At 74.1% G+C, this 23626-nt stretch carries 22 protein-coding genes; 10 read left to right on the top strand and 12 right to left on the bottom strand.

All coding sequences use genetic code 11. The features are described from left to right. Positions 1–3: 3 nt before the first annotated feature. The gene (locus ACFYPR_RS09765) at positions 4–2922 is read right to left on the bottom strand and encodes a LuxR C-terminal-related transcriptional regulator (RefSeq protein WP_387259417.1); all 2919 of its coding nucleotides are present in this window, start codon (positions 2920–2922) and stop codon (positions 4–6) included. 135 nt (positions 2923–3057) lie between these two features. Between ACFYPR_RS09765 and ACFYPR_RS09760 the strand changes: the two genes are divergently transcribed. The 5 genes from ACFYPR_RS09760 (at position 3058) to serS (ending at position 8436) form a co-directional block, all read left to right on the top strand. After that, on the top strand, positions 3058–3507 hold the full coding sequence (locus ACFYPR_RS09760) for a hypothetical protein (protein ID WP_355064189.1): 450 nt from the start codon (positions 3058–3060) through the stop codon (positions 3505–3507). After that, on the top strand, positions 3504–4652 hold the full coding sequence (locus tag ACFYPR_RS09755) for an alcohol dehydrogenase catalytic domain-containing protein (protein WP_354856238.1): 1149 nt from the start codon (positions 3504–3506) through the stop codon (positions 4650–4652). Before ACFYPR_RS09760 ends, ACFYPR_RS09755 begins: the two co-directional genes overlap by 4 nt. Positions 4653–4701: 49 nt before the next feature. Beyond that, a complete protein-coding gene (locus ACFYPR_RS09750; RefSeq protein WP_387259414.1) occupies positions 4702–5922 on the top strand; it encodes a saccharopine dehydrogenase family protein in 1221 nt (406 codons plus the stop codon). A 25-nt stretch (positions 5923–5947) separates the two neighbouring features. Beyond that, positions 5948–7057: a MerR family transcriptional regulator gene (locus ACFYPR_RS09745; protein WP_387259411.1), complete on the top strand. Its 1110-nt coding sequence runs from the start codon at positions 5948–5950 to the stop codon at positions 7055–7057. 95 nt (positions 7058–7152) lie between these two features. Continuing rightward, positions 7153–8436 (top strand): serine--tRNA ligase, encoded by a 1284-nt coding sequence (gene serS / locus ACFYPR_RS09740; protein WP_355064184.1) that lies wholly within the window; start codon positions 7153–7155, stop codon positions 8434–8436. A 28-nt stretch (positions 8437–8464) separates the two neighbouring features. Here serS and ACFYPR_RS09735 read toward each other — a convergent pair whose 3' ends face one another. From ACFYPR_RS09735 to ACFYPR_RS09720, 4 genes are read right to left on the bottom strand one after another with little or no spacing between them, the layout of a single operon-like run. Further along, a complete protein-coding gene (locus ACFYPR_RS09735) occupies positions 8465–9346 on the bottom strand; it encodes a cytochrome c biogenesis CcdA family protein (protein WP_387259409.1) in 882 nt (293 codons plus the stop codon). Further along, the gene (locus tag ACFYPR_RS09730) at positions 9343–9966 is read right to left on the bottom strand and encodes a thioredoxin-like domain-containing protein (RefSeq protein WP_387259406.1); all 624 of its coding nucleotides are present in this window, start codon (positions 9964–9966) and stop codon (positions 9343–9345) included. The genes ACFYPR_RS09735 and ACFYPR_RS09730 overlap by 4 nt, the downstream gene beginning before the upstream one ends. 41 nt (positions 9967–10007) lie before the next feature. After that, on the bottom strand, positions 10008–11474 hold the full coding sequence (locus ACFYPR_RS09725; RefSeq protein ID WP_387180342.1) for an NADH-ubiquinone oxidoreductase-F iron-sulfur binding region domain-containing protein: 1467 nt from the start codon (positions 11472–11474) through the stop codon (positions 10008–10010). Then, a complete protein-coding gene (locus ACFYPR_RS09720) occupies positions 11471–13135 on the bottom strand; it encodes a hypothetical protein (protein ID WP_387259404.1) in 1665 nt (554 codons plus the stop codon). The genes ACFYPR_RS09725 and ACFYPR_RS09720 overlap by 4 nt, the downstream gene beginning before the upstream one ends. Before the next feature lie 267 nt (positions 13136–13402). Between ACFYPR_RS09720 and ACFYPR_RS09715 the strand changes: the two genes are divergently transcribed. Together ACFYPR_RS09715 and ACFYPR_RS09710 are read left to right on the top strand one after the other, a co-directional pair. Next, on the top strand, positions 13403–14848 hold the full coding sequence (locus ACFYPR_RS09715; protein ID WP_387259401.1) for an alpha-amylase family protein: 1446 nt from the start codon (positions 13403–13405) through the stop codon (positions 14846–14848). A 76-nt stretch (positions 14849–14924) separates the two neighbouring features. After that, positions 14925–15836, top strand: coding sequence for a L,D-transpeptidase (locus ACFYPR_RS09710; RefSeq protein WP_355064174.1), 912 nt, complete (start codon positions 14925–14927; stop codon positions 15834–15836). A 10-nt stretch (positions 15837–15846) separates the two neighbouring features. Here ACFYPR_RS09710 and ACFYPR_RS09705 read toward each other — a convergent pair whose 3' ends face one another. From ACFYPR_RS09705 to ACFYPR_RS09690, 4 genes are read right to left on the bottom strand one after another with little or no spacing between them, the layout of a single operon-like run. Beyond that, positions 15847–16479, bottom strand: a complete 633-nt coding sequence (locus tag ACFYPR_RS09705) for a response regulator transcription factor (RefSeq protein WP_354856249.1) — start codon at positions 16477–16479, stop codon at positions 15847–15849. Further along, positions 16476–17615, bottom strand: a complete 1140-nt coding sequence (locus tag ACFYPR_RS09700; RefSeq protein WP_387259396.1) for a sensor histidine kinase — start codon at positions 17613–17615, stop codon at positions 16476–16478. The genes ACFYPR_RS09705 and ACFYPR_RS09700 overlap by 4 nt, the downstream gene beginning before the upstream one ends. Positions 17616–17641: 26 nt before the next feature. Next, a complete protein-coding gene (locus ACFYPR_RS09695) occupies positions 17642–18466 on the bottom strand; it encodes an ABC transporter permease (protein ID WP_387259394.1) in 825 nt (274 codons plus the stop codon). Position 18467: 1 nt separating this feature from the next. Beyond that, the gene (locus ACFYPR_RS09690; protein WP_234584431.1) at positions 18468–19367 is read right to left on the bottom strand and encodes an ABC transporter ATP-binding protein; all 900 of its coding nucleotides are present in this window, start codon (positions 19365–19367) and stop codon (positions 18468–18470) included. A 319-nt stretch (positions 19368–19686) separates the two neighbouring features. Here ACFYPR_RS09690 and ACFYPR_RS09685 point away from each other — a divergent pair, with 319 nt between their 5' ends. Further along, a complete protein-coding gene (locus tag ACFYPR_RS09685; protein WP_387180356.1) occupies positions 19687–20541 on the top strand; it encodes an alpha/beta hydrolase in 855 nt (284 codons plus the stop codon). 43 nt (positions 20542–20584) lie between these two features. Here the strand turns inward: ACFYPR_RS09685 and ACFYPR_RS09680 are convergent, their stop codons facing one another. Continuing rightward, positions 20585–21055, bottom strand: a complete 471-nt coding sequence (locus ACFYPR_RS09680; protein WP_387259391.1) for a hypothetical protein — start codon at positions 21053–21055, stop codon at positions 20585–20587. A gap of 284 nt (positions 21056–21339) precedes the next feature. Between ACFYPR_RS09680 and ACFYPR_RS09675 the strand changes: the two genes are divergently transcribed. After that, a complete protein-coding gene (locus ACFYPR_RS09675; RefSeq protein WP_354856256.1) occupies positions 21340–22284 on the top strand; it encodes an aldo/keto reductase in 945 nt (314 codons plus the stop codon). Between the two features lie 277 nt (positions 22285–22561). On the opposite strand, the gene ACFYPR_RS09670 is transcribed toward ACFYPR_RS09675, so the two are convergent. Next, entirely contained in the window at positions 22562–22816 is a 255-nt protein-coding gene (locus ACFYPR_RS09670) for a hypothetical protein (protein WP_354856257.1), read from the bottom strand. After that, on the bottom strand, positions 22813–23127 hold the full coding sequence (locus ACFYPR_RS09665; RefSeq protein ID WP_387259387.1) for a DivIVA domain-containing protein: 315 nt from the start codon (positions 23125–23127) through the stop codon (positions 22813–22815). The genes ACFYPR_RS09670 and ACFYPR_RS09665 overlap by 4 nt, the downstream gene beginning before the upstream one ends. Positions 23128–23403: 276 nt before the next feature. Between ACFYPR_RS09665 and ACFYPR_RS09660 the strand changes: the two genes are divergently transcribed. Next, positions 23404–23626 (top strand): helix-turn-helix domain-containing protein (locus tag ACFYPR_RS09660; RefSeq protein ID WP_387259385.1); only part of this gene is annotated, 223 nt, incomplete at its 3' end.

Here is a 23626-nt window from a genome sequence, read left to right as displayed (position 1 = left end):
CGCTCAGATCAGCCGCAGCTCGCGCGCCCGCCGGACCGCCTCGCGCCGGCGGGTCGCGCCGAGCTTGCGGTAGATGTTGCGCACGTGGGTCTTCACCGTGTTGATCGACAACGACAGCTCGGCGGCGATCTCCACGTTGGACAGGATGCTCTGCAGGTAGCGCAGGATGGTCAGCTCCCGCTCGGTCAGCGGCTCGTCGAGCAGGCCACCCGGTTCGACCGCCGGCCGGGGCGCGCTCTCCTCGACGCCCCGGACCAGATCGCTGACAAGCGAGAAGTGCGCGGTGCCCGCATCCAGGTGGGCGGCCAGCAGGTCCCGCACCGACGGTTGGGCCCGGGTGAACGCCCGGCGGCAGCCCTGCGGGCCGGCCAGGTCCAGCACCTGCTCCAGGACGCGCCCGGCCCGGCGTACGTCCCCGGCCCGCTCGGCGAGCACCGCCTCCAGCAGGCCGGCGTCCAGGCGTACCGGAAGGGGCCATGCGGCGGCCGGCGGCGCCTGCCAGTCCGGCAGCGCCCGCCCGGCGGCGCCGAGGTCGCCGGCCCGCAGCTCCACCCGGGCCAGGGCCACGTCGAGCGCCGGGGTGGCCGCGTCGCCGGTCACACCGGCCAGCAGGTCGCGGGCGCTGTCCAGGTCACCCCGCTCGGCCCGGGTCTCGACCTCGGCCGCCCGGAGCAGGCCCGACAGTTCGGCAGCGGCCGGCTCGTCGGGCAGAGCCTCCCGGGCGCGGGCGAGCAGCCGCTGGGCGGCCGCCGGGTCGCCGGCGTCCCGGTCCAGCCCCGCACGACACCACGCGAGGACCGCCGCCGCCACCGGCTCCGCGCTCGACCCCGACCCGTCGGCGGGACCCGCCTCCGCGAGGCCGACCCCACCGCCCGGACCCGCTGAGCCCACCGCGCCAACCGAGCCCACCGCGCCAACCGCACCGGCCGGGCCGACCGCGAAGGCCGCGCCGGTCGCCGGGGCGGCGAGCGCGAGGTTCGCGGCAGCCTCCTCGGGTTGGTCGCGGTGCAGGGCCACCACTGCCAACGCCAGGTACGCGTAGCCGCAGTCGAGCCGGGAGGACCAGCCCCGGCAGGGCGACATGCCCAGCGCGTCGCGGGCCGCCGCCTCGGCCGCGCGCAGGTCACCGCGGATGGCGAGCAGGAGCGCGGAGCGGCTGGCGGCGACCAGCTCGGTGCGCGGCCGACCCGCCTCCCGGGCCGCCGCCCGGGCACGGACGAACCGCGCGTCGGGCAGCGCGCCGGCCGACAGCTCGACGAGACCCAGCGCGGTGCCCGTGAAGGCCCGCAGGTCGGCGTCGTCGGCGTCCGACGGGCGGGTCGACGTGGGCTCGGGCACCCGAGCCGCCTGGTCATCCGGCGACCCGGCTGCGCGGCGATCCGGCACCCCGGCGGGTGGGCCGTCGGTCGGGCGGGTGCGCAGCAGCCGGGCGGCGGCGGCACGCGCCTGCGGCAGGTCACCGGCGAGCCGGGCCAGGGTCAGCTCCAGCGCGGTGGTCAACCGCAGGAACCGGTCCCGCCGCGGCACGGGCAGCGCGCCGGCGTGCCCGGCGGCCGTGCGCAGATGGCCGGCGGCGGCGGGCAGGTCACCGGCGTAGGCGCGCTCGGCGGCACAGGCCAGAGCCACCTCCGGGTCGGCGTGCACCACCTCCGGCGGCGGGGACGGCGGGGACGGCGGCGGCCCACTGACCGGGTCGCGGTCGTAGCGGGTCAGCTCCGGCCAGTGCGCGACGAACAGGTCGCCGGCCAGGCCCCACCGGCCGCCGGCGAGGGCGTGCCGCAGCCCGTCGGCCGGGCGGCCGGCGCCGGCGTACCAGTCGGCCGCTCGCGCGTGCAGCTCCCGCACCTCGTCAGCGGGCATCCGGGCCAGCTCGGCGCGGAGCAGGTCGGCGAGCAGCGGGTCGCAGCGGTACCAGGGCGGGCGGGTCTCCTCCCGGTGCAGCAGGCCGCCGGCCCCGGCCAGGTCGGCCAGCGCCTGCTCGGCGTCCACGCGGCCGGTCAACGCCTCGGCCAAATCGGCGCAGACGGTCTCGGCGAGGGCCGTACGGCGCAGCAGGTCCCGGTCGGCCGGGTCGATGGCGGCCAGCACCTCCTCGTGCAGATAGCCGGCGACCTCCGGTTGGTCGCCGCCGAACTGCCCCACCCAGCGCTCGGGGTCGGGCTGCCCCCGCAACGCCAGCGCGGCGATCCGCAGCGCGGCCGGCCAACCCCCGGTGCGCTCGCGCAGCCGGCGCACCGCGGCCGCAGGCAGTGGTGCGGCGTGCGCGGTCAGCAGGTCGGCCACCTCGTCGTCGGTGAAGGCCAACTCGTCCGGGCCGATCTCGGTGAGCTCGCCGGCGAGGCGCAGCCGGTGCAGGGCCAGCGGCAGCCCGGCCCGCGCACCGACCACCAGGCGCAGCCGCTGCTCGGAGTGCCGCAGCAGGAACTCCAGCCCGGTCAGCGCCGCCGGGTCGGTGATCCGGTGCAGGTCGTCGAGGACCAGCAGCACGGGCTGCTCCGCGGCGGCGAGCCCGGCCGCCAGCAGTTCCAGCTGGTCCGGGCGCGGCGGGCCGGTGGGCAGCGGCGTCACCAGGTCGTCGTCCGCCGCCCCGGTGGCCGTTCGCAGCGCCGCCGCCAGGTACGCCCAGAGCCGGTCGCCGTCGTCGCCGGCCTCCACCGAGACCCACGCCGGCCCGGACATCGACCCGGGCTCGGTCAGCCGGACCCAGGAGGCGAGCAGGGTGGTCTTGCCCCAGCCGGCGGGCGCGGCCACCAGGGTGACCGGCCCGGCGCTGCCCTCGTCGAGCCGGCGCAGCAGGCGGGGCCGGGCCACCACCGGCTCGGGCGGCACGGTCGGGGTCAGCCGCGACGCCAGCAGCGCCGGCTGCTCCCCCCGGCGTCGCGGTGCCGTGCCGACTCGCGCGTGATCCTGCTGTTCCGGCACCCGGCCCCACCCCCACGACGCGTTCCACCCCCGGTCGGCGAGCGGTTACCCGGCCCGAACCTGTTCACCCCTTCCGGGCGAGCCCGCTTCACCCCGGCGCGACCGACGATCGGGAGACGTGGACCGGGAGGACGGATGGGACCGATCAGACGGCTGGCGCGGGCGAGATCCGCCCTCGGCACTGGTGCGCGGGCCGGGGCGGCGCGGCTGCTGCGCGTACCCCGGCGGCGCGGCCGGCCCGGCGCGGACCGCCACCGGACCACGGCGGCCGGGTGGGAGGTCGTGACCGTCGACCGACCCGCGGACCAGGTCCTTCCCGGCGGCCGGTGGCCGGAGCCGTTGCGCGACCTGGACGGCACGGTCGAGGTGCGGGTGCGGCCGGCGCCGGGTGACCGGGGCACCGAGTTGGCCGCCCGCCCGGTGGCCGGCGCCGCCGCGGCGCCCGGCCTGGCCGCGCATCTGGTCGGCGACGACCCGCAGCTGCTGGTCCGCCGGACACTGCGCCAGGTCAAGCAGCGCGTGGAGGCCGGCGAGGTGCTGCGCGCGGACCGCTCGGCGCTGGACCGCCGGACGGCCCGCGGGTGAGGGCGCTGTGCTGGGTGGCCGCCGACGAGCTGGCGGTACGTGAGGTGCCCGACCCGGAGCTGCGCAACGAGCGGGACGTCATCGTCCGCGTCCGCCGCAGCGCCACCAGCGGCGCCGACCTGCCGCTGCTGGCCGGTCGGGACCCGCTGCTGCGTGCCGGTGACGTGCTGGGGACGGAGTTCCTGGGCGAGGTGGTCGAGGCCGGCCCGGCGGTCCGGCGACACCGGATCGGCGACCGGGTGGTGGTCGGCGCGAGTGTCGCGTGCGGCGGCTGCTGGTACTGCCGCCGGGGCCGGCACTCCTGCTGCGACAACGGCGGCACCGACGTGGCGAGCGTCGATCCGGACCGGGGACGTTCGGACGCCGGCTGCTTCGGCCGGCCCCGGGCGGCGGGTGGCTTCGCGGGCGGCCATGCCGAGTACGTCCGGGTGCCGTACGCCGACGTGGGCGCGTTCCGGGTGCCGGACGCGGTCGGCGACGACCGGGCGCTGTTCGCCGCCGACGCGGCGCCGACCGGCTGGCTGGCGGCCGAGCTGGGCGAGGTGCGACCCGGCGATGTGGTGGCGGTGTGGGGCGCCGGGGCGGTGGGTCAGTTGACCGCTCGCGCCGCGACGCTGCGCGGCGCCGCCCGGGTGCTCGTCGTCGACCGGCACGAGGAGCGGCTGCGGATGGCCGAGCGGCACGCCGGGGCGGAGCCGCTGGACTACCGCCGTACCGACGTCGCGGCGGAGCTGCGGGAGCGCAGCGGTGGACGCGGCCCGGACGTGTGCGTGGTCGCGGTGGGCGTACCCCCGACGCGGTCGGTCGTCGATCGGTTGGCCGGCCGGGACGTCGACCGCCCGGACGCGGTGCGCGAGGCGGTGCACGCCTGCCGCAAGGACGGCGTGGTGGTGGTGCTCGGCGGGGCCCAGGGGCACGTGGACGCGTTCGCGCTGGGCGCGGTGACCGACAAGCGGCTCACGGTGCGGGGGGCACGCCGGCCGGACCTGCGCGACGTGCCGATGCTGCTGCACCGGATGGCCCGCGACGAGCTGCGTACCGAGCACCTGGCCACCCACCGGCTGCCGCTGGAGGACGGCCTCCGCGGGTACGCGCTGTTCGCCGACCGCGCCGACGGCTGCGTCCGGGCCGTGTTCACGCCGTGACCGCGCCCTCCGATCGGCGCTGGGCGATGGCGGGTGGCAGACTCGGGGGATGGCTGGGGAGCGGGCGTACGACGTGGTGCTGTTCGGGGCGACCGGCTTCACCGGGGGGCTGACGGCCGAGTACCTGGCCCGGCACGCGCCGCCCGGGTTGCGGTGGGCGCTGGCCGGGCGCAACCCCGATCGCCTCGCCGCCGTGCGCGGCCGGCTCGCCGCGATCGACCCCACGCTGGCCGACCTGCCGCTGCTCACCGCCGACGTGACCGACGCCGGGTCGCTGCGCGCCGTGGCGGAGAGCGCCCGGGTGGTCGCCAGCACCGTCGGCCCGTACGTCCACCACGGGCAGCCACTGGTCGCGGCCTGCGCCCGAGCCGGCACCGACTACCTGGACATCACCGGGGAGTCGGAGTTCGTCGACCTGATGTACGTCCGCCACCACGCCGAGGCGACCGCCAGCGGCGCCCGGCTGGTGCACGCCTGCGGGTTCGACTCCATCCCCCACGATCTGGGCGTCTGGTTCACCGTCAAGCAGCTGCCCGCCGGCGTCCCGATCACCGTGGACGGCTACGTACGCGCCGGTGGCCGGTTCTCCGCCGGGACGTACCATTCCGCGCTCACCGCGTTCGCCCGGACCGGGGAGGCCAGCCGGGCCGCCCGGGCCCGCCGGGCGGTCGAGCCGCGCCCCACCGACCGCCGCGTCCGGGCGGTGCCCGGCCGGCTGGCCCGCTCGGCGGAGCTGGGCATCTGGACCGTGCCGCTGCCCACCATCGACCCGCAGGTGATCCGCCGAACGGCTGCCAGCCGCCCGGAGTACGGCCCGGACTTTCGCTACCGGCACTTCGCCGCCGTGAAGCGGCTGCCGACCGTGCTGGTCAGCGCGGTGGGGCTCGGCGCGCTGGTCGGCCTGGTGAAGGTGCCGCCCACCCGACGTTGGCTGCTCGGGCGGCTCGCCTCCGGGCAGGGCCCGACCCCGCAGCAGCGGGCGTCGTCCTGGTTCCGGGTCCGGTTCGTCGGCACCGGCGGCGGGAAGCGCGTGGTCACCGAGGTCGCGGGGGGCGACCCGGGCTACGACGAGACGGCGAAGATGCTCGCCGAGTCGGCGCTGTGCCTGGCGTTCGACGACCTGCCGCCGACCGCCGGCCAGCTCACCCCGGTCGCGGCGATGGGTGACGCGCTGCTGGACCGGCTGGTCCGGGCCGGACTCACCTTCCGGGTGCTCAAGCGGGACGATGCCACGCCGACGGCGCAGCGGGACGCGGAGCCGGCGGCTTGACCCTCGACCAGGTCGAGGGGGCAGGATGCCCGACGTGGTGAGCGACCTGCACAGCATCGGCGAGTTGGCCCGGGCCAGCGGCCTGACCGTCAGCGCGCTGCGCTTCTACGACTCGGCGGGCGTGCTGACGCCGGCCCTGGTCGACCCGGTGACGGGTTACCGCTGGTACACCGACGAGCAGATCGGCCCGGCCCGGCTGGTCGCGGGGCTGCGCCGGGTCGGCATGCCGGTGCCCGAGATCGCCGCCGCCGTCCGCGCCGAGCCGGCCGAGGTGCACCGGCTGCTCGACGCGCACCTGCGCCGGCTGGCCGACGGGTTGGCCGACGCCCGCCGCGAGATCGTCCGGCTCCGGGCCCTGGTCGACCCGGCGCCCACGACGGTGACCACGCTGCTGCTCTCCCCCGCCGAGCTGGCCGCCGCCCTCGACGCGGTGCGCTTCGCCGTCGGGGCCAACCCGGAGCTGCCGGCGCTGTCCGGGGTGCTGCTCGACGTGGAGCCGGACGGTGTGCGCCTGGTCGCCACCGACCGGCACCGCCTCGCGCTGGCCCGGGCGGCGGCGGCCGTCGACGGACCGCCCGCGCGGGTGCTCGTGCCGGTGGACCTCGTCGACCGGCTGCGCCGGCTGCTCGACACCGCCGACGCCCGGGAGGTGCGGCTGACCGTGGCCGGCGTCGACCTGCGGGTGACGGTGGCCGGTCGGACGCTCACGGGCACCGCCCTGCCGTACGACTTCCCGGACTACCGTCGGCTGCTGCGCGAGGCGGTCGGCGAGCGGCCGGCCGCGTACCGCATCCCGGTGGACGTGGTGGCGCTGCGCGCGGCACTGCGCGACCCGGCCGCTCCCACGCTGGCCCGCGAGTACGCCGGCACGCCGCTGGCGGTCTCCGTCCTCGGCCTCGACGACTCCGGCGGCCTGCGCCTGCTGCACCCCACCGAGCTGGCCGCGGCCGACCCGACGCCCGATCCGGTGAGCGGGCTGCGGTTCGGGGTCAACGGCGAGTACCTGCTCGACGCGCTGGACGCGGCCGGCTGCCCGCAGCTGGTGCTGGAGCTGGACGGGCCGATCGCCCCGCTGGCCGTGCGCCGCCCGAACGACGAGGACACCTTCTCCGTGCTGATGCCGATCCGGCTGTAAAACCTGTCGCGCTCCCCGTCCCCGGGTGGAAACGTGCGCGACGGTAGCATCTGGTGGTTCACCAGTGAACCCCGGACGGAGGCGTACGGAGCAGCATGCTCGACATGGAGTTGATCCGGAAGGATCGCGAGGCGGTGGCGACCGCGCTGGCGAAGCGTCTGGATCCCGCCGAGGTCGATCGGGCCCTGGACGAGATCCAGCGGCTCGACCAGGAACGGCGCGCCCTGATCACGGAGATCGACGCCGAGCGGCAGCGCCGCAAGGCCGAGGCCCGTGCGTACGCGCAGGCGAAGCGCGCCGGCACCGAGCCGCAGGTCACCGCGCCGGAGTCCGAGCGCAAGCAGCTCGCCGAGCTGGAGTCCCAGTTGGACGAGGTGCAGGCCCGGCTGCGCGACGCGATGAGCGAGCTGCCGAACCTGCCCAGCGACGACGTCCTGCCCGGCGGCAAGGAGGCGAACCGGGTCGTCAAGACCTTCGGCGAGCCGCCGGTGATCGAGAAGGTCCGCGACCACGTGGAGCTGTCCCGCGCGCTGGGTCTGGTCGACTATGAGCGCGGCGTCAAGCTCGGCGGCTCCGGCTTCTGGATCTACACGGGGGTCGGCGCGCGGCTGGAGTGGGCGCTGCTCAACTACTTCGTCGACCAGCACATCAGGGCCGGCTACGAGTTCCTGCTCCCGCCGCACCTGCTGCTCGACTCGGCCGGTTTCGCCGCCGGTCAGTTCCCCAAGTTCTACGACGACGTCTACCACCTGGACGCCGACTCCGCGCCGCGCGGGCAGTTCCTGCTGCCCACGTCGGAGACGGCGATCCTGGGCGCGTACCAGGACGAGATCCTGGAGACCACGAAGCTGCCGCTGAAGGCGTTCGCGTACACGCCCTGCTACCGGCGGGAGTCGGCCGGGTCGCACTCGGACGAGCGCGGCACGGTGCGCGGGCACCAGTTCAACAAGGTGGAGATCTTCCAGTTCACCCTGCCCGAGCAGGCGGACGCGGCACTGGAGGAGATGCTCGCCCACGCCGAGAGCCTGGTCGAAGGGCTGGGTCTGCACTACCAGCGGACGCTGCTCTCGGCGGGTGACGCGAGCGCCTCGATGAAGAAGACCCTCGACATCGAGGTGTGGATGCCGAGCACCGGCAAGTACAAGGAGGTGTCGTCGGTCTCCTGGGCCGGCGACTACCAGGCCCGCCGGGCGGCCATCCGCTACCGCGAGCCGGGTGCCAAGCAGACCCGCTTCGTGCACACCCTCAACGGCTCCGCGCTGGCCACCAGCCGGCTCTTCCCGGCCATCCTGGAGCAGTACCAGCAGGCCGACGGCTCAGTCCTGGTCCCCGAGGTGCTCCAGGACCGCCTGGGCACAGACCGCCTGTCCCCGCGCTAAACCCCGCCTCCCGCTGTCGATCATGAAGTTATTGCCCGCCGCCTCGGCGTGTCGCGGCAACAACTTCATGATCGACGCTGGGAGGGCGGCGGCGCCTGAGCAGGAGGGCTGCCAGGAGGAGTGCTGCCAGGGCGGCCAGGAGTGGTGCCGGGCCTAGCGTGTCGACGGTGTTCGACAAGGTTTGCTGGAACTGTGTTGCCGCTCGGATGATCGGGTCGCGCAGGGCGTCGCGGCGACCGGCGGCCAGCCGCAGCTCGTACCAGCCGTACCAGGCGACGTACCCGCCCGCGAGCAGCAGCACCAGGCCACTGAGCCGGGGCACCAGCGCGCCGGCGACGCGCAGCCGAGCCACCAGCCCGTCGCGCAGCAGCGCCACACCGAGCGCGGCGACCGCGACCACCAGACCCATCCCGAGGGCGTACGCGCCGAACAGAGCCAGCCCGCGGCCGGTCGAGCCGGCCTGGAGGCTGGTCACCACGATGGCGAGAAACGGTGCGATGGCGCAGCCGAGCGACGCCAGCGCGTACACCGCGCCGAACAGCGCCATCGACGGCCAGGACCTGGTCAGCCGGGGCGCCCGCGCGGTCCACCCGGGTGCGGGCAGCCGTCGACCGGCGAGCAGCCAGCAGCCGGCCACCACCAGTAGCAGTCCGAGCGCCACGGTCAGCCACGGCAGCCGGGGACGCAGCCAGCCGGCCAGCGGCGCGAGCGCCAGGCCGAAGGCGCCGAAGACCACCACGTACCCCAGGGTGAGCCCGGCCGCCGCGGTGAGCGCGCGGCCGACCGCGCCGCGGGCGTCCGACGCTCCGGCGACCAACAGCGAGAGGTACGCGGGCAGCAACGCGAAGCCGCACGGGTTGACCGCGCCGAGCATGCCGGCGGTCAGCGCGAGCAGCAGCGGGGCGGTCACGCCCCGGCCAGGGCGGCGACCCGGGCGCTGAGCGCCTCACCGTCCAGGAAACCCTGGTGGACGACCTTGCCGTCCCGGTCGATGATCACAAAGATGCTCTGCTCGGTCACCTTGAACCGCTTCCAGAGCACGCCCTTGCGGTCGTCGATCTGCGGCGTGTCGCCGAGGTCGAACTCGCTGACGAAGTTCTTCATGTCCCGCTGCTCGCCGAGCCCGGCGACGCCGACGATCGGCACGGTGTCCCGGTACTTCGGCGCGATCTCGGCCACCGTCCACGCCTGGCTGGCGCAGGTGGCGCACCACGGCGCCCAGAACCAGAGCACCACCGGCCGGCCGGCCAGTCGCGTCGCGTCGAACGCGCTGCCGGTGAGGGTGGTCCCGCTGAAGCGCAGGACGTCCGGGACCTGGACCGGGGCCGGCGCGGCCGACGGCGAGCCGGTCGCGGAGGCAGCCGGGGTGGCCGGGAAGCTGGCCGGGGCCGGCGCGGTCCCGGCGGCGGCAGCGTCGGGCGGCACCGTGCCGGTGCAGGACGCCGTGGCGAGCAGGGTGGCGACGAGCGCCCCCACGATGGCGGCGCGGCGCGGGTACGCCGCCGCTGTCCGCCCGATCGGCTTGCGCATCCGCAGCTCCGTTCGACAGGTGTGGTGGTCAGTGCCTTTCCCTACTCGGCCTTGGCGAGGCGCAGGGCGAGTTCCGGGCAGACCTTGACGGCCTTCAGGGCGCCCTCGCGCAGCCAGGTCGGCACGGGAGTGGTCGGGAACGCGGGATAGCCGTTGCCGTCCAGCCGGATGAAGTCCGGCACCACATGTGCGCAGAGGCCGTGCCCGTCGCAGCGGGACCAGTCCAGGGTGAGCATCTGCGGATTGGGGTCGGGCGCGCCGGGCAGGCCCATGACGCCCTTGACCCGCCGGCCGCAGCCGTCGCCGGTGCTGTGCAGCCGCAGGTCCTCGGCGAAGACCTCGATCGCGGAGAGGGCGAACCGGGCCGTGCCGTCCGGGTGGCTGCACGCGCCGCGGCCCTTGACGTCGCCGGCGGCGGCCCGCACCACGTCGGCCGGTTGGCTGCCGGCCACGGCCAGGTCGACCGCGCGGGCCAGGTCCGGCAGGCCCATCTTGCACGGGCCGCACTGGCCGGCGGACTCGCCGGCCAGGTAGCGCACCACCTGGGCGGCCTCGCCGAGCGGGCAGGTGTCGACGCCGATCGGGATGATGATGCCGGCGCCGAGGGTGCCGCCGACCGCGGCCAGGCCCTTGCGGGAGACCTCGGCCTTCTCCGCCGCCTCCGGGGTGATCCACTTGCCGTGGTAGCCGCCCATCAGGATGCCCTGGACGTCCGGGACCTCGCACAGGTCGAGAACGTCGCGCAGCGGCATGCCGGCCGTGCACTCCACCACCGCCGGCCGGGCCGCCGCGCCGGTCACGGTGAGCAGCACGGTGCCCGGCTCGTCGTCGGTGCCGAGCGCCGCGTACTCGTACGGGCCGAGTCGCGCGCCGACGGCGAGCTGGGCGTACGTCTCGGCGTTGGACAGCAGGGTGGGCAGGCCGCCGACGCCGGAGTCGCTGGAGCGCTTCTTGGTGCCCGGCGGGATGTGCGGCAGCCCGTTGATGCCGTTGACCAGCGCGCCGCCCTCGCCGGAGATGAACCGGTGCGGCACGGTGACGATGGTGGTCCGCACCGGCATCCGGCGCTCCGCGAGGGCCTCCATCAGCGAGTCCCGGCCGACACCGTCGTCGGCCACGCCGAGAACGATCTCCTCGGCGTCCAGCGCGTACGCGGCCAGCGCCGCGCCGTCGAGGATCAGGTGCGGGGCGCGGGTGAGCAGCACCTTGTCCTTCCAGCTGGCCGGCTCCCCCTCGCTGGCGTTGACGACCACCACCGCGGCGAGGTCCTGCCGCTCGCAGGACTCCAGCACCGCGCGCAGCTTGCGGGCGAACGGGAAGCCCGCCCCGCCCTTGCCCTTGAGCTGCATGCCCTCGACGAGCCGGAGCAACTGCGCCGGCTCCATCGGGCCGATCGGCCCGTGCACCTCCTCGTGCGCGGCCAGGTCGAGCCGGCCGAACTCGGCGAAGCCGGCGGTCAGCCGAGGCTCACCGACGCAGGCCACCGGCGGCACGGTCGTGCGCATCACTTCGCCTCACCCCGCAGCCCGGCCCAGTACGCCCCGTCCACGGCGTCCGCGCTGGCCTTGCGGCGCTTGGCGGACCGGCCCTCGCCGGCGGCCCGCCGGGCTCGCCGCGACGCCAGGTCGACAAGGGTCGGGGTGTCGTCGACGGGCGGCGGCACCTCCTCGGGCACGTACCGCGCCGGCGGGCGCCAGTAGTCCGGCTCCTCCGGCAGATCGTCCTCGACGCTGTGCCGGCCGCTGCCGCTGCGCGGCGCCGCCGAGATCGGGCCACCCGAGATCGGGCCGGCCGAGATCGGCTCGGCGGAGACCGGGCCGGCGGAGATCGGCTCGGCGGCCTGCCAGCGGCGCGGGCTGTCCCACGGCTCCTCCGGCTCCTCGACGGCCCGTCGGGGCGGCGCCGAGTAACGGGTGCCCTCGTCCTCGGAGCGGGACCGGCGGCTGCTCTGCTCGGCGGCCGGCTCCTCGGCGCGACGGCGCCGGGTCGGGGCGGTCTCCTCGTCACGGGTACGCGACGCGCGCCGCCGGGTCACCGGCTCCAACTCCTCCTCGTCGCGAAGACGGGTGCCGGTCTCCTCGACGCTGCGCCGGCTCGACCGGCGGGTCGTGGTCTCCGCCTCGTCGCGCCGTCCACGCGTCGGCCGGTCGGCGTCCTGCCGAGCCGCCGGCGCCTCGTCCCGCCGCCGTCGACTGGGCCGGGCCGGCTCGGCGAGCGAGCCGGGCTCGGGCACCACCGGAACGGTGAACCGCTCGGGGTCGCGCCGCCGTGGGCCGGGCGGCGCCGTCCAGGTGGCGGTGGTCGCCTCCGCCCAGGCGGGGCGCTTGTCCTCGCTGGTGTCGCGGCGACGGCTGAGGCCGGCCAGCAGCGACCGCCCGCGGCCCTCCTCGGTGGCCCGCCCGGCCAGCACCGCGTTGCGCACTGCGGCCTGGTGCTGCTCCCGGCTGCGCCGGCCGATGGTGACCGAGAGCCGAACCAGCAGCGCCAGCACGACGAACAGGATGCAGGCGAGGTAGCTGAGCACCACCCAGGACTTCGCGGCCCGACCGGCGTTGAGGCCGTGCACGATCGCGAAGGGCCAGGCGAGGTAGGCGGCGGAGTGCAGGGCGCGCCACAGCCACTTCGGACCGACGCCGGCGAAGCGGGCCCGGATGATGCCGGTCCAGATCACGCTGACCATGAGCAGGGCCGCCACCGTGCCGAGGCCGACGTAGAGGCCCCGGCCGCCGACGAACGGCACCAGCGAGTCGGTCGCCGCCGCGCGACCGGTAGCGATCTTGGTGAGGACGTGGAAGAACAGCCCGGCGACGCCCAGGACGCCGGTGGCGCGGTGCGCCGACTGCATCAGCACCCGGTGCGAGATGCCCAGCACCAGCCGGTCGGTGGCGAGCAGGCCCAGCATCACGGTGAGACTCAACGACACCAGGGCGATCACCCCGGCGAAGAACTCGGTGAAGAAGAAGCCGTACGCGTACGCCGTCTGGCCGGCGCCGGTCAGCATGGTCGCCGCCCAGAGCGCGGCCAGCGCGGACGCGATCAGCAACGTCGTCGCCGAGCGCGACCTGGTCCGCACCCCCCGACTGCTGGTGCTGGTCCGGACCTCGGTGGCCTTCTGGTTCTGCTTTGCCCGGGCCATCTGCTCCTCGATCGTCTCGCGGCGGCGCACCACCGGCCGACCCCTGCTCCCCCATCCAGTACGGACCGGCGGGGCGAGCGGATCACCCGGGGACGGAAATTTCTGGGCCGGATCGAACCGACCGACGCCGGGACGCGTGTAACGGCCACCGTGGACAGTGATCGACATCCATACATTGACAGTCGTTGCAACACGCTTGTAACCTTTCGGCAAATTTCAGCATGGGTTGCAAGATTCGAGCAGCCGATGCGATCCCCCGCCGCACCACCACCCCCACCCCCGCTCCCGTCAGGAGTCCCGATGCACCGACGTCGACGCGGCTCGGCGATCCTCGCCCTCGGCCTGGTCGCCAGCCTGCTCGTCCCCCTCACCGCGGCGGCGCCCCCGGCCGCCGCCAGCCCGTCCGGCGCCAAGAAGGTCATCGTCCAGCTCTTCGAGTGGAACTGGCCGTCGGTGGCCAGCGAGTGCCAGAGCACGCTCGGCCCGAAGGGCTACGGCTACGTCCAGGTCTCGCCCCCGCAGGAGCACGTGCGGGGCAACCAGTGGTGGCTGGCGTACCAGCCGGTCAGCTACCGGATCGAGTCCCGCAAGGGCACCCGGGCCCAGTTCCAGTCGATGGTGAACACCTGCCACGCGGCCGGCGTCAAGGTGCTCGTCGACGCGGTGATCAACCACATGTCCGGCCAGGACAACGGCGGCACCGGCTGGGCCGGCTCGTCGTACTCGCACTACGACTATCCGGGCATCTACCAGACCCAGGACTTCCACCACTGCGGGCGCAACGGCGGCGACGACATCGCCAACTACAACGACCGGTACGAGGTGCAGAACTGCGAGCTGGTCAACCTGTCGGACCTGAAGACCGAGTCGGACTACGTCCGGACGAAGATCGCGTCGTACCTCAACGACCTGCTCTCCCTCGGCGTCGACGGGTTCCGGATGGACGCCAGCAAGCACATGCCGGCCGCCGACATCGCCGCGATCAAGAGCAAGCTGTCCCGCTCGGCGTACATCGTGCAGGAGGTCATCTACGGCGCGGGCGAGCCGGTCCAGCCGACCGAGTACACCGGCAACGGTGACGTGCACGAGTTCCGCTACGGCAAGGACCTGGCCCGGGTCTTCCGCTCGGAGAAGCTGGCGTACCTGAGCAACTTCGGCGAGGGCTGGGGTCACCTGCCCACCGGGTCGGCCGCGGTGTTCGTGGACAACCACGACACCCAGCGGGACAACAGCGGGGTGCTGACCTACCGCGACCGGGGGATCTACGCCCTCGCCAACGCCTTCATGCTGGCCTGGCCGTACGGCTCGCCGACCGTCATGTCCAGCTACACCTTCAGCAACCGCGACGCCGGCCCGCCCTCGGACGGCAACAACAAGACGCTGAACACCGCCTGCTACTCCGGCTGGGAGTGCGAGCACCGCTGGCCGGTGATCGCCAACATGGTCGGCTTCCGCAACGCCACCGAGGGCGCGGGCGTGGCCAACTGGTACGACAACGGCAACAACCACATCGCGTTCAGCCGCAGCGGCAAGGGCTTCGTCACGCTCAACGACGAGGACTCCGCCGTGAACGGTCGCTCGTACTACACCGGGCTGCCCGCCGGCCGGTACTGCGACGTCATCCACGGCACGTACGCGGGCGGCACGTGCAGCGGACCGGTGATCACCGTGGACGGTAACGGCTGGTTCGCCGCGAACGTGCCGGCGCACGACGCGGTGGCCATCCACATCGGCGCGCGGGTCTGACCGACCCCGGGGCCTCCGGCCGGCGCGTATCGCCGAACCGGGGGCCCCGGACCATCCACCGCCATAGAGTGGTTTGGTGTCGTTTGACCGAATGTCCCCGTACCGCCGCCGTGCCGGCTGGATCGCCGCCGGCATCGCCGTACCCGTGCTGCTGGCCGCCGCGCTGCTGGTCGGCCAGGCTCTCACCCCACGCTCGACGGCCCCCGACAGGCAGAATGTGGCCGCAGCCGACCCGACGCCGAGCAGCGTCGAGCAGAGCCCGGAGGAGTCGGTCCCGCCGGCCGCGCCCGCCCCGGCCGGTCTGCCAGTGCTCGACTACGACCCCGCGCCCAAGGGTTTTCCCGCCGACCCGGCCACGATGGACGTCACACCCCTGACCGAGGGCGTGCACCCGACCCGGCGGATCGCCGCGTACGACGCGCCCGGCGGACGGCCGCGCGCCTTCCTCGAACCGACGCTCGCCGGTGTCGAGCTGACCGTGCCGATCGCCGAGCGTCGGGTCGGCTGGACGGCCGTCCTGCTGCCCTCGGCCAACCGGCGTCTCGCCTGGCTGCCACCCGGCGGGTTCGACACCGTGGCGCTGCGCGACCAGATCGTGGTCGAGCGCAAGGCGCACCGGCTCACCTGGTACCGGTCCGGCAAGGCGGTGCGCTCCTGGGAGACGAGTCTCGGCCAGTCCGGGCAGGAGACGCCGCTCGGGCGGACCTTCGTCCTGGGCCGCACCCCACCGCCCGGGGAGGTCTACGGCGGGGTGGACATCTACGCCCTCGGCTCGGTGCCCGACGACCCGGAGGCGGTGCCCACCGGGCTGCGCGGCGCGCACATCGGCCTGCACACCTGGTACAACGACGACGAACTGGGCGAGAACACCACCAACGGCTGCATCCGGGTCAACCGCAGCGGCCAGCGGGAACTGCTCGCCGAGGTCCGACCCGGCAGCAGCCTGGTGGTGGTCGACCGGCTCGCCACCCCGCCGCCGACCGCCTGAGCGGGGCCGCTCAGTCGCCGAGGAGCCAGCCGTTCTGCTCGGCGATGCGCACGGCCGCGGCCCGGTTGCGGGCGCCGGTCTTGCCGATCGCCGCGGAGAGGTGGTTGCGCACCGTCCCCTCGGACAGGTGCAGCGCCTTCGCCAGCTCGGCGACCGCGCCACCGGCGCGGGCCGCCCGCAGCACCTCGGTCTCCCGCTCGGTCAGCGGGCTCGCCCCGGTGGCCAGGGTCTCCGCGGCCAGCGTCGGGTCGACCACTCGCAGGCCGGCGTGCACCCGGCGCACCGCGTCGGCGAGCTGCCGGGCCGGGGTGTCCTTGACCACGAAGCCGTTCGCGCCGGCCTCCATGGCGCGACGCAGGTAGCCGGGCCGACCGAACGTGGTCACCACCAGCACCCGGCAGGCCGGCAGCGCCGCCCGCAGCGCGGCGGTGGCGGCGATCCCGTCCAGGCCGGGCATCTCCACGTCCAGCAGGGCCACGTCGGGCGTGTGCCGGAGGGCCTCGGGCACCACCTCGTCGCCCCGGCCCACCTCGGCCACGACGGTCAGGTCCGGCTCCAGCGACAGCAGCGCGGCCAACGCACCACGGACGAGCGCCTGGTCGTCGGCGAGCAGTAGCCGGATCGGCGTACCCGCCGCGCTCACCGGGCCGCCGCCGGGGCGTGCACGCGCAGCAGGAAGCCGGTGCCGTCGTCCCGGCCGCGGCCCACGGTCACCACGGCGTCCAGCCGGCGGGCCCGTTCCCGCAGACCGACCAGCCCGTACCCGGCGGCGCCGGCGTCCGGCGTGGACGGCCCCCGGCCGTCGTCGCTCACCTCGACCCCGTCCGGGCGCACCCGGATCGTGCAACACCGCGCGCCGCTGTGCCGGACCACATTGGTCACCCCTTCGCGTACCGTCCACCCGAACAGCCGGTCCCACTCCCTCGGCAGCTCCGGCACCTCGGCCGGCAACTCCGCCGCGATGCCCGCCGCGGCGAGGGCGGACCGCGCGCCGGCCAGCTCCCCGGCGAGGGTGACCTCCCGGTACGCCCCGACGGTCTGCCGCACGTCGGCCAGCGCCGCCCGCGCCAACCTCTCCACCTCGGCGATCTCGGCGGCCGCCCGGACGGTGTCGACCTCGATCAGCCGTCCGGCCAGCTCGGCCTTGATCGCCACCACGGTCAGCGAGTGCCCGAGGATGTCGTGCAGGTCGCGGGCGGCGCGGGCCCGCTCCTCGGCGACCGCGAGCCGGCCGATCTCCTGCTGCGCGGCCTGCAACTCGCTGTTGCGCTGGGCCAGCCGGGACACGCCGAACATGGCGAACGAGGCGAGCAGCACCGCGAAGACGATCCCGTGCTCCGCCTCCCAGCCCGGCACCAGCCAGGACGCCAGCGCGGGAGTCACGGCGCAGAGCGCCACGGTGACCGCCGCCTCCCACGGCGGCAGCAGGAACACCCCGGCCGCGGCCACGTAGACCAGGGTCGCCAGCCAGTCGCCGCCGGTGCCCGGGATGCTGACCAGGCCCACCGCGAGCAGCACCAGCAGGCCCACCCGCGCGCGCCCCGCCGGGATCGGCAGCAGCAGCTGGCGCAGTCGGCGGGCCCACTGGAACAGCAGCACGTAGCCCAGACCGAAGACGACCAGGGCGGTCACCCCGACGACCCGCCGCCACGGCTCCGGCTGCTGCAGCGCGGTGGAGATCGGGATGTTGAGGAAGAACAGCCACACGGCGGCCAGCAGCCAGCCGATGTACCGCCACTGGCGGTTCATCGGCTGGGGCTGCCCCGTCGGGAGGTCCATCGGCTCCACGCTAGCGGTCGCGGCGGTCAGACCCGAGCGGTGTCCCGGCGGAACAGCCGGGCCGCGCCGACGCCGAAGGCCACGGTCCAGAAGACCATGTTGGCCACCCCGGCCATGCTCACCCCGTCGCCGGTCAGCGGGGCGCGGGCCAGCTCACCCATGCCGTACACCGGAGTGAACTTCGCGGCCTGCTGTAGCACGTGCGGCAGCACCTCGACCGGCACGAACAGGCCGCCGAACATGGCGAGCACGGCCAGGATCGGCCCGATGAACTGCATGACGTTCTCGGCCGGCACCAGGTAGCCGATGAACAGACCGAACGCGGCGAAGACCAGCGAGCCGAGCCACGCGGCGAGCCCGGACAGCAGCCAGACGTCCAGCGGGAGGCGGACGCCGGCCGCGGCGCCCACCACGAACTCGATGACGACAGCGATCAGGCCGAGGGTCATCGCCGTGGCCACCTTCGTCGCCACGTAGGCGGTCGGGCGCAGCGGGGTGAGCCGCAGCTGCCGGCTCCAGCCCAACGCCCGCTCGGTGGCCACCGCGCCGCCCGCGCTTGTGGTCGCCACCATCGCCGCGTACACGGCGAGGCTGATCATGACGTACGCCGTCACGGGTCGGCCGTTGTCCAGTGTCTGCCCCCGCTGCGGCAGGCCGAAGATGAGGAAGAAGACAGCCGGCATGATCAGCGTGAAGGCGAGGGTGCGGCGGTTGCGCAGCACCCGCCGCAGTTCGATGCCGAGGACGGCCGGGGCGAAGCCACCCATTGCGGGCAGCCGGCGGTCGGGCTGGCTGGGTCGGTCGGATCGGTCGGTGCGGGCGGCGGCGGGGGTGGCCGGCAGGCTGGACATCTCAGGCTCCGATGCGCTCGGTGGTCAGGGCGAGAAAGGCGTCCTCGAGGTTGCGGGAGGTGATCTCCACGTCCCGGGCGGCGGTCCGGGTGAGCAGGTGACGGGCGATCGCGTCCGAGTCGCCGGTACGCACCAGCACGCTGTCGCCGCGTACCTCCACGGCGTCCACACCGGGCAGCGCGGCGAGCGCCGCCTGGTCCGCGCCGGGCAGGGTGGCCCGCACCGTACGGCCGGCGGCCAGGTTCTTGATCTCCGCGGTGGTGCCGTCGGCGACGATCCGTCCCTGCCGGACCAGCACGATCCGGTCGGCGTACGCGTCCGCCTCGTCCAGGTAGTGGGTGGCGAAGATGACCGTCCTGCCGTCGCGGGCGTCGCGGCGCAGGGCCTGCCAGAAGTCCCGGCGGCCCTCGACGTCCATCCCCGTGGTCGGCTCGTCGAGCACCATCAGGTCCGGGTCCGGCAGCAGGGCCAGCGCGAAACGCAGCCGCTGCTGCTGACCGCCCGAGCACCGGCCCACGATCCGGTCGGCGATGTCGGCGATGCCGGCGCGCTCCAGCACCTCGGCGGCGGGGCGGGTGTGCCGGTAGAAGTGGGCGGTCATCCGCACGGTCTCGCCCACGGTGAGGTCCTTGAGCAGCCCGCCGGTCTGGAGTACGGCGGCGACCCGACCCCGGGCCACCGCGTCGTCGGCGGTGCCGCCCAGGACGCGGACCGTGCCCGCGTCCGGGCGGGCCAGGCCGAGCAGCATGTCGATGGTGGTGGTCTTGCCCGCCCCGTTGGGGCCGAGGAACGCCACCACCTCGCCGGGCTGCACCCGCAGGCTCAGCCCGTCGACCGCGGTGACCGTACCGAAGGTCTTGGTGAGGCCGTTCAGCTCGACGGCCGGATGCGTACTGGTCATGCAATAGATGCTCCGGCGTCGGGGACGTCGGCTCCCGGAGCGGCCGTCACGTTCCGGCCGTGACATTTGTCAGGGACGGCCCGCCGGCGGGTCGATGTGGCACGCCTGGCCGGACACGGAGTGTGACGGCCATGGCAGGAGATACGGCCCAGAGCGATATGACTCAGAGTCATAGATATACCTCTGCGTCATATCGCCTTCCGACAGGTCCGCCACCGCCCCTGGCTCTTGCGCTCCGCCCGGTCCGAGCCCACCGGCAGGCATTGCCAGCGCGGCAGCGGGTAACCGCCGGGCCGGACAGCGACACCGGGAGGACGCGATGGGTGCCACGCCGCAGGGCCGGGTCGACACGGTCGTGCTGATCCACGGACTCTGGATGACCCCGCGCAGCTGGCAGGGGTGGGTCGAGCGGTTCACCGAGCGCGGCATGCACGTCATCGCCCCCGCCTGGCCCGGGATGGACCGGTCCGTGGAGCAGTTGCGCGACGACCCCACCCCGATCGCGCAGCAGAGCATGGCCACGATCATCGCCCACTACGACCGGATCATCCGGGCGCTCCCCCAACCGCCGATCATCATGGGGCACTCGTTCGGTGGCCTGTTCACGCAGGTCCTCGTGGATCGGGGCCTGGGCGCGGCGGCCGTCGGGGTGCACCCCGCGGCGGTGAAGGGGGTGCTCAAGGTGCCGCTGAGCCAGCTGCGCTCCGGCTTCCCGATCCTGCGCAGCCCCGCCAACCGGAACAGGGCCGTCCCGTTCACCCCGGACGACTTCGCCTACACCTTCGGCAACACGCTCAGCCGCGAGGACTCCGACCGGGCCTGGCAGCGCTATGCGGTCCCCGGCGCCGGTCGGGTGTTCTTCGAGGGGGCGTTCGCCAACCTCGACCCGCGCTCACCCGCCCGCGTCGACAACGGACGCGACGACCGCGCGCCGCTGCTGCTGATGGCCGGCGGGGAGGACCACGTGGTGCCCGCGTCGGTGGTCCGTGCCAACGCGGGGCTCTACCAGAAGTCCCGGGCGCTCACCGCGTACGAGGAGTTCCCCGGGCGTTCGCACTTCACCGTCGGGGCGCCCGGCTGGGAGGCGGTCGCCGACTACGCCCTGGACTGGGCGCTGCGCGCGGCGGCGCTGCCCCGCGAGGCGACGATCGCCAGCGAGGCCCCCCGCCGCTGAGCGGCCATCGCCGATCCTCACGAAGGAACTAGCGCATTCACTACTAAAGGACGACGAACCGCACAGGTTCGTCCAGCACCACGGCAGCGCCGTCCAGGTCGGCCAGGCGCGCCGCGAGCGTCGCTGCGGCCAACCGTTTCGGCAGGGCCGCGCCGAACTTGAGACCGTCCAGGGCCTTGTCGTTGACTTCCGGCAGGCACAGTCGGGTGGCCGCGTCCGCGGTGAGTGCCCGCCAGGTCGCAGGTGTGACATCTTCCCGTAGTCGGATGCTGTTGCCGTCGAAACGCTCCACCGGATCGACGACTTCGCCCAGCGTGGCGGTCAACGTGGCATTCGCCCGGGAGCGGCCGGTGGTGACGGCGTGGCCGATCCGGCGCAGCGCCTCGGCGAAGTTGTCCCGGAGCTGGTCGGTGACGACGTACCGGCGCAGGTCGGCGCCCTCGGCGGCGCGGACGACGAAGTCCCCGTCCCCGACCGAGGTCGGGATCTCGATCACGTCCCGCAGCAGGGTCATCTCACGCCTCGCAACCGCTCCCCGTGACGCTGGCGTCACCGGCGACCCTAAGGCGTCGTCGCCGCAGGTCCCCAGTCCCGGGCTGGCGTGGTAATGATCAGCGCCTATTGCGAGGGCTGCCGCAACTGCGCGGCGTCGCACTCGGCCAGTTCTTCGGCTTCGAGTAGAGCGGCGGCGACCAGCCTGCGGCGTCGGCGTGGACCTCGCCACCACCACGACATGAGGTCTTTCACATGTTTTCCCAGGTAGGAATGGACGGCGTGTGACGCATGTTGGTGCCAGACATGGTTGATCTTCGTAAGCTCGGCTCGTCAGACCTCGAGGTCTTCCCGCTCGCGCTCGGCGGCAACGTCTTCGGCTGGTCGGCCGACGAGGCGCAGTCAGTTGCCGTGCTCGACGCGTACGCCGCCGCGGGCGGCAACTTCATCGACACCGCTGACATGTACTCGGCCTGGGTGCCCGGCAACCAGGGCGGCGAGTCCGAGGCCATCATTGGGAACTGGCTCTCGGCACGCGGCAACCGCGATTCCATGATCATCGCTACCAAGGTCGGCGCCCACCCGACGTACAAGGGGCTGGCCGCCACGACCATCAAGGGCGGGGTCGAGGAGTCGTTGCGCCGCCTGCGCACTGACTACATCGACCTGTACTACACCCACTACGACGACCCCACCCTGCCGGTCGAGGAGATCATCACCACGCTCGACCAACTGGTGAAGGAGGGAAAGGTCCGAGCAATCGCCGCCTCCAACATCAGCCCCGAGCGACTCGAGGCGTCCCTCGCCTTCTCCGACAGCCAGAACCTCGCCCGCTACGTGGCTCTGCAGCCGCACTACAACCTGGTCTCGCGCGATACGTACGAGGGGGACCTGGAGACGACGGCCGCGCGGCACGGCCTCGGAGTCGTTCCCTACTACTCGCTCGCCTCCGGCTTCCTGACCGGCAAGTACCGGCCGGGCGCGACGGTGAACAGCGTACGGGCGCAGGGCGCCTCGGAGTACCTGAAGTCGGAACGGGGGCAAAAGGTCCTCGCAGCACTCGACGAGATCGCCACCGCGCGGGGTGCCGAGATGGCCACCGTGGCGCTCGCCTGGCTCCTCGCTCAGCCGACCGTCGTAGCGCCGATCGCGAGCGCGCGGACCGTCGAGCAACTGCCGGCACTGCTCGCGGTCGCTGACCTCGCGCTGACGGAGGCGGAGGTCTCGGCGCTGACCGCCGCCTCCGCGTAACCGAGCCTGGTAGGGAGCCGTACCGCCGGCGCGGACGTTCATGCCCGGTTGTCGTGCCCGGAGGGGCGCGGCATACCGGGCACAAGCGGTTCGCAACCGTACCGGCGTCGTATGGCAGCGCGCGCATGGCTCACTTCAGACAGATCAACAGGCCTCGCGCCCGACTACGAGAAGTGCTCTTTTCTACGTAGTACCCGTAGGCGAAGCTACCGTCCTTCGGACCGCTGATGCTGGCCTCGTACACCGCGAGCGCCGCGGCGGTGACCGGCCCGGCCGGTCACCGCCAGCGGAACCGCCGGGAACACGCGCCGTCGTGGTCGGACCGGAGCAGGCACCGCGGGCCGCCGGGCATGATCCGGTCGCAGAAGACCCAGTGGCGTACGTCCTGGTCGTCCTCCGCCGAGACGGTGGTGCCGCCCGGGTCGGTCTGCGGCAGGACGTGGGTCCAGTGCGCCACCACCCGGGCGAGGCGCTGGGCGGAGAGCAGGTCGTTCGCGACCACCGGCAGGTGGATGACCCAGCGCTCGGTCACCGGTCGTACCCCCGCTCGTTGCGGGCCCGGGCCTGCTCGGACTGCCAGCGGCGCAGCGCGTCCTTGACCCGGTCGGTCTCCCGGCGGCTCTGCGCGAGCGCGTCGTAGACGACGGCCAGGTCACCGGCGATCCGGTCGAGGAACTCCCGCACCTCCTGCGGGTCGAGCCCACGCCGCCCGAACGGGGTCGGCCGGAAGCCTCGCTCGCGCACCTGCCAGGGGCGCAGCGGATGGTAGGCCGCCGAGCGGTAGCAGGTCGGCCCGCTGACCGACCGCTGGCGACGCCGGGTACGCCGGAAGAAGACGCGCATGACAGGACCTGCCTCTCACCGTCGAGATTGACCTGTGGAAGGGGCGGGCCCACCGGCCCGCCCCGCACCGGCGGACCCACCCCGGCACCTGCCACCGCAGCCTTCAACCAGCAGTACGACGGCAGGGCCTGCCGAGCAGCCCGAAAGACGAGCACTGTTCGTGACTCAGTCGATCCGTGGCCTCACTCATCGTGCATTGAACCGCGTCCTTTGCGCAACTCCCGATCCGGGAGTGTGTCGTTGCGGAGTCTGTCCCGTTCCGCCACACTGACGGACATGACTGGAAGTCCGACCGTTCGGCGTCGACGCTTGGCCGCCGCGCTTCGTCGCCTCCGCGAGCAGACCGGCATGACCGCCGACCAGGCCGCCAAGGAGGTGGGCATCTCAAAGTCGGCGATCAGCCGCATCGAGAACGCCCAGGTCTCCGTCATGCCGCCGGTCGCCCGTGGCCTCCTTGAGCTGTACGGCGTCGAGGGCGAAGAGGTGGACGCGCTGGTCC

Source organism: Micromonospora sp. NPDC005254 (assembly GCF_042872525.1).
Classification (GTDB): domain Bacteria; phylum Actinomycetota; class Actinomycetes; order Mycobacteriales; family Micromonosporaceae; genus Micromonospora.
Note: the sequence above shows the minus strand (reverse complement) of the source record. Positions and strands in the feature narration are given on the sequence as shown.